The 849-nt window shown below is 36.7% G+C and carries 1 protein-coding gene; it reads left to right on the forward strand.

The genetic code is table 11. The features are described 5' to 3' along the window. Positions 1-835 (forward strand): IS30 family transposase (locus tag PSI23_RS21660; protein ID WP_273557004.1); only part of this gene is annotated, 835 nt, incomplete at its 5' end. Positions 836-849: the final 14 nt, after the last annotated feature.

An 849-nucleotide genomic window follows, 5' to 3' on the forward strand; every position in this document is an offset into this window, starting at 1 on the left:
ATATGCTCCTGAACAGGCTCAGCTTAAGGCCGTAGCGCGCCGACATTGTGCTACAAAAGCAGTAAAAGTGAAACCAGAGATAGAAATGTGGATCAAACAGTTAATTTGGCAAGATTTAAGTCCTGAACAAACAGTCGGTTATCTCAAAAGGGAAAATATAATATCTTTGCATCATGAAACAGTTTATCGATTGATTTATAAGGATAAACTTAATGGGGGTGATTTATGGCAACATCTTAGGATTGCGAAAAAACCGTATCGTAAACGCTATGGAAGTTATGAGCGCAGAGGAAAAATTAAAAACAGAGTCAGTATTGATAAGCGCCCCAAACTTGTTGATAAAAAGCAGCGTATTGGTGATTGGGAAGGAGATACTATCGTTGGTAAAGATCATAAAAGTGCATTATTGACATTAGTTGAACGAAAATCGTTATTTACTATCATAATTAAACTTAAAGATAAAACAGCAGAAGGGGTCGCAAAAGCGGCCACAAGACATTTATCACTGATAAAACATAAAATTAAAACAATTACCTTTGATAACGGCCTCGAATTTGCCGAACACGAACTGATCAGTAAAAATTTAGAGACAAAAATTTATTTTGCTCACCCGTATTCCCCCTGGGAAAGAGGGATAAATGAGAACACGAATGGATTAATCAGAGATTACTTCCCAAAAGGAACTGATTTTAATAAGGTATCAGAGCTGGAGATTAACCTTGTGGCAAACCGATTAAATAATCGCCCTCGTAAAACACGAGATTACAAAACACCGAATGAGTTATTTAAAGGAGTACCCACTCATTTACTTCGTTCATTACGGTGTTGCGCTTAATATGTGAATCCAAG

This window comes from Xenorhabdus yunnanensis (assembly GCF_028598805.1).
GTDB lineage: Bacteria > Pseudomonadota > Gammaproteobacteria > Enterobacterales > Enterobacteriaceae > Xenorhabdus > Xenorhabdus yunnanensis.